Here is a 4,250-nt window from a genome sequence, read left to right on the forward strand (position 1 = left end):
CGGACGACGGTCAGCGCGACCCGCCACTCGTTCGCGTGACGGAGCGACGGTGCCTCGCCCGCTCAGTTACGGACGGTGATGGCGTAGGAGCCGCTGGCCGTGCCGTTGGCGTCGTTGGACACCGCGAGGCCGAAGATGAACGTGCCGGTCTTGGTGAAGACGTGGCTGAACGAGGCCGGCGGCGCGCCCGCCTTCACGGTCTGCGCGTTGGTGTCGCCCCAGGTGTAGGCGTAGCTCTGCCAGTGCGTGCCGGCCGGGGTGGCGGTCGCCGTGCTCACGGTGACGGACTGCCCGACGTAGACGGACGTGACCGGCCCGTTGACCGTCACCGAGGGCGGGACGTAGACGCTCACCCGCTCCTTGCGCGTGTTGGTCACGCCGTTGTTCTGCTTCACCGTGACCGTGATCGTGTACGCCCCGGTCTTCACGTAGGTGTGATCGACCTGCCAGTTGACCGGGTTGCCCTTGAACGTCCGCGGCTTGGTCTTGTCACCGAACCGCAGCGTGGCCGTCGTGAGCTTGTGGCCCTTGGTCGCCACCGAGTCGGACAGGTCGAAGAACGTGCCCCCGAGCGCGGTCTTGCCGGTCTTGCCCTCCACGCCGTCGACCCCGATCACGATCTTCGGCTTCGGCGCGGGCGTGGACGCGTGAGCCGCCGCGGCGGCAGGGGCGAGGACGACGGCGAGGGCGAGGGGCAGCGCCCGGCGTGCTACGGCCATGCAACAACTATCGGCCGTTCGGCGCAGACCTGTCGGCTCGTTGGGGTGAACTGCCGCGTCCTGAGGCCTCCTCGGTCACGCGCAACATCGAGCCTCGGCGTAGGAACGGCTCTTCGAGGACACGGAACAGCACCGCGGCAACACCCCAAAGGGCCACTGCCAGGGCCGCTCCCAACAGGTAGAGCGGGATCGTTGCGTGACCAACGAGCGAGCCCGCGAGCCCTCCGAGCAGCAGGATGACCGGCTGATGCACTAGGTAGAAGCTGAACGAAACGAGTCCAAGGCGAGTCAGGGCGCGCAGCGGCGATGAGGCGCCCTCGAAGAAGCGGTCGGGGATCGCGCTCCCGATGATCACCAGCGTCGCCGCGAACACCCCGTAGCCGAACGTGCGAAGGAACTCCTCGCCAGCGATGGTGCCCACTGCACCGACCGCCAGCGCGACGACTCCGCCAACCGCCGTTGACGCGAGCGGGACCATTGCACGGCGGGCGAGCAGTGACGCGGCCAGCATCCCCAGAACGAATTGGAAGAGGTGCGCAGGAAGCGAGAACTGGTACAGCCCGCTCAATGCGCTGGCAGCGTGGTGGTGGTCGTACCACCGTCCGACGACGTCGGTGCCGAAGGCCAGCAGGATGGTGCCGCCAACGGTCACCCTCCATCCAGACCTGGTGACCAGCCACAGCATCACCGGGAACAGCAGGTACAGCTGGAACTCGAGAGATATGGACCACATCGGCCCGTTCACCGAGCCGAGCGTGTGGTTGTCGAACGGTTGCAGGAGCAGAGCGTTCGCCACGATGTCCGTCGCGCTCGGACGAGGACCGACGAGACGACGCGCCAAGCTAGGCACCATCTCGAGCGCCACGACCACGATCAGCACGGCGTAGTAGGCAGGCAAGAGCCGCAGCGCCCGACGCTTGTAGAACGCGGATACCCACAGCCGTCGGAACGTCGCGCCCTGGCCGAGGACCAGCGGGTATGTCAAGCAGAAGCCGCTGAGCACCACGAACACATCGACGCCTGCCGCCCCCTGCGCCGCGATGCGATCGACGATGAACGACAACCCATGGCCGCTCGGACGCGGCAACCAGAAGCCGCGGACGTGCAGGAAGAAGACGAAGAGCGCGGCCACCGCGCGGATCGCGTCGATGTGGTCGAGGCGTCTCCGGCCGGCACGCAGGTGCGCCGACGGCTGTCCGACATCGACGTCGCCGCGCGTCCCCGTCATCGCTTTTGCGCGACGGCCCACACCGCATTGCCTTCCTCAGCGGGCCGATATCGATCAAGGTGTCCGAACAGGTTCGTCACCGGGATGCTCAGCAGCCGCAAGGGCGCCGGGTGCTCGAGGCGACGGTAGACGCGGTGCGCGCGCACGGCCCACCGCCGCAGCCAAATGTCCACCTCGACGACGACGAGACCCGCGCCTTCGAGCAGCGCCCGCAGCGATTCCGGGCTGTATCCCATGCGCACATGACCGGGGTTGATGCGCCACGCCTCGTCGTCGGGGACGACCTCGACTTGACCGTTCGTGTGCGTCCACCGGTTTCGCGGCACGTGCACCAGGAGGTGCCCGCCCCGACGGAGCGCGCGGACGAGCTCGTGCACGGCGCCTATGTCATCGTCGATGTGTTCCAGCACGTCAAACGCAGTGACGAGGTCAAAGGACTCGGCCGGCAGGTCAGCGAGGGTCTCACAGCGAAACGCCACGCGTTGCGCGTAGCGTTCTGGCATCACGTCGATGCACGCTGCGATCGCCGCAGCATCGACGTCAACCGCCAAAACCGTCGCCGTGACGTATCGGTCCGCGAGCCAATACACGAATGTCGCATCCTCGGACCCGGCGTCGAGGATCGCAGCCGGATCGAGGTCGAGACGATCCAGCGCGCGCTCCATGCGCGCCTGCTTCAACCTTTTCCCGACGTAGGGCTCACCGATGACGGCGCGGACGAGCTGCTTCGCCCGCTGCTTGCGCCGCGCATCTGCCGAACCGGCCGGCGCGTGTCTGTCCGGGGACACGGATGCTCTGCGGCTGATTCTGCTCAGTAGGAGCCGCTGCCGCGCACGACGGCGCCCAGGGTTCGCCACAGGATCGTCAGGTCCAGGGCCATCGACCAGTTCTCGACGTAGGACAGGTCGAGGCGGATGCTCTGCTCCCACGACAGGTCGCTGCGGCCGCTGACCTGCCACAGGCCGGTGACGCCGGGCTTGACCAGCAGGCGGCGCCGGACGTCGTCTCCGTAGGTCGCGACCTCCGAGGGCAGCGGCGGCCGGGGGCCGACGAGCGACATGTGGCCGAGCAGGACGTTGAACAGCTGCGGCAGCTCGTCGAGAGACCAGCGGCGCAGGTGCTTGCCCACCGACGTGATGCGCGGGTCGTTCCTGATCTTGAACAGCGGCCCGTCGGAGTGCTCGTTCAGCTGGCCCAGCTCGGCCAGGCGCTGCTCGGCGTCCCGCGTCATGGTGCGGAACTTGTAGACGGTGAACAGCTCGCCGGCCCGGCCGACGCGCTTCTGCCGGAAGATGACGCCCCGTCCGGTGGTGCGCACCGCGATGGCGAGCACGAGGAACACCGGCGACAGCACCAGGATCAGCACCATGGCGGAGCCTCGGTCCATCAAGGTCTTCAACAGCCGGCGCGAGCCGGCGATCTGCGGCGTCGAGACGTGCAGCAGCGGCATGCCGTCGACCGCGCGGACGTGGATGCGGGGGCCGGCGACCTCGATGAGGTCGGTGCTGAGCATCATGTCGACGCCGATGCCTTCGAGCGCCCAGCCCAGCCGGCGCATCTCGACATCGGCCAGGCCGCTGTCGGCGGCGATGGCGACGGTGTCGGCCCCGTGCAGCTTGACGGCGAGCACGACGTCGAGCGCGTCTTCTTCGTCCTGCGCGCAGATCGCGACGACGTTCCAGGCGCACCGTGGGTCGTCCCGCAGCCGGGCCGCGAGCTTGGCCACGGAGTCGCTGCGGCCGACGACGACGACCTGGTGCCGCGCGCCGCCCTGCGCGCGCACGCGGGTGAGCACGGTGCGGCACCCGAGGCGCAGCAGCAGGGAAAGGGCGCCGATGGCCGGCACGGTGACACCGACGAACAGCCGGCTCGTGGGGGACTTGGCGATGAAGCTGACGAACGAGATGAGCGCAACCAGCCGCAACCAGGCGCTGGCGACGCGGCGGTACTCCTCGGTGCCCTCGGCGAGGAACCGCTGCTCGTAGGCCCGGCCGAACCACAGCAGCAGCGTCCAAGCGACGGCGATCGCGACGGTCAGCGCCCCGTTGTGGGCGGCGCTGCCGTTGCCGATGCTGGCGACGGTCACGGCCGCGCCCGTGAGCGTCGCGATGGTGAAGTCGCCCACGACGATGGAGAAGACGTAGCGGCGGCGCCACAGCGGCAGCGGGGTGGCGAGGCTATGTGGGTGCTCGGTCGGGACGCTCCGCCACAGCGCCTGGTCGTCGGCGTGCAGGGCCAGTGCGGTCACGACGGCCTCTCCCGGGTCCGAGGGTTCTCCCTCCGGACCGTAGGGATCGTGCGTT

4 protein-coding genes are annotated in these 4,250 nt (G+C 68.8%); all 4 read right to left on the reverse strand.

Annotation, left to right across the window (positions count from 1 at the left end):
* Positions 1-62: 62 nt before the first annotated feature.
* On the reverse strand, positions 63-719 hold the full coding sequence (locus VHB92_RS05250; RefSeq protein WP_325452122.1) for a PKD domain-containing protein: 657 nt from the start codon (positions 717-719) through the stop codon (positions 63-65).
* Positions 720-726: 7 nt separating this feature from the next.
* Positions 727-1,947, reverse strand: coding sequence for an acyltransferase (locus tag VHB92_RS05255; protein ID WP_325452124.1), 1,221 nt, complete (start codon positions 1,945-1,947; stop codon positions 727-729).
* On the reverse strand, positions 1,944-2,735 hold the full coding sequence (locus VHB92_RS05260) for a class I SAM-dependent methyltransferase (protein ID WP_325452126.1): 792 nt from the start codon (positions 2,733-2,735) through the stop codon (positions 1,944-1,946). The genes VHB92_RS05255 and VHB92_RS05260 overlap by 4 nt, the downstream gene beginning before the upstream one ends.
* 23 nt (positions 2,736-2,758) lie before the next feature.
* Positions 2,759-4,250: sugar transferase (locus VHB92_RS05265; protein ID WP_325452128.1), on the reverse strand; the 1,492-nt coding region annotated here is incomplete at its 5' end.

This window comes from Humibacter sp. (assembly GCF_035547335.1).
Classification (GTDB): Bacteria; Actinomycetota; Actinomycetes; order Actinomycetales; family Microbacteriaceae; genus Humibacter.

Excerpts from the sequence above, each read along its gene's own strand:
- VHB92_RS05255 (WP_325452124.1), bottom strand. The coding sequence starts at position 1,947 with ATGACGGGGACGCGCGGCGACGTCGATGTCGGACAGCCGTCGGCGCAC.
- VHB92_RS05250 (WP_325452122.1), bottom strand. The coding sequence starts at position 719 with ATGGCCGTAGCACGCCGGGCGCTGCCCCTCGCCCTCGCCGTCGTCCTC.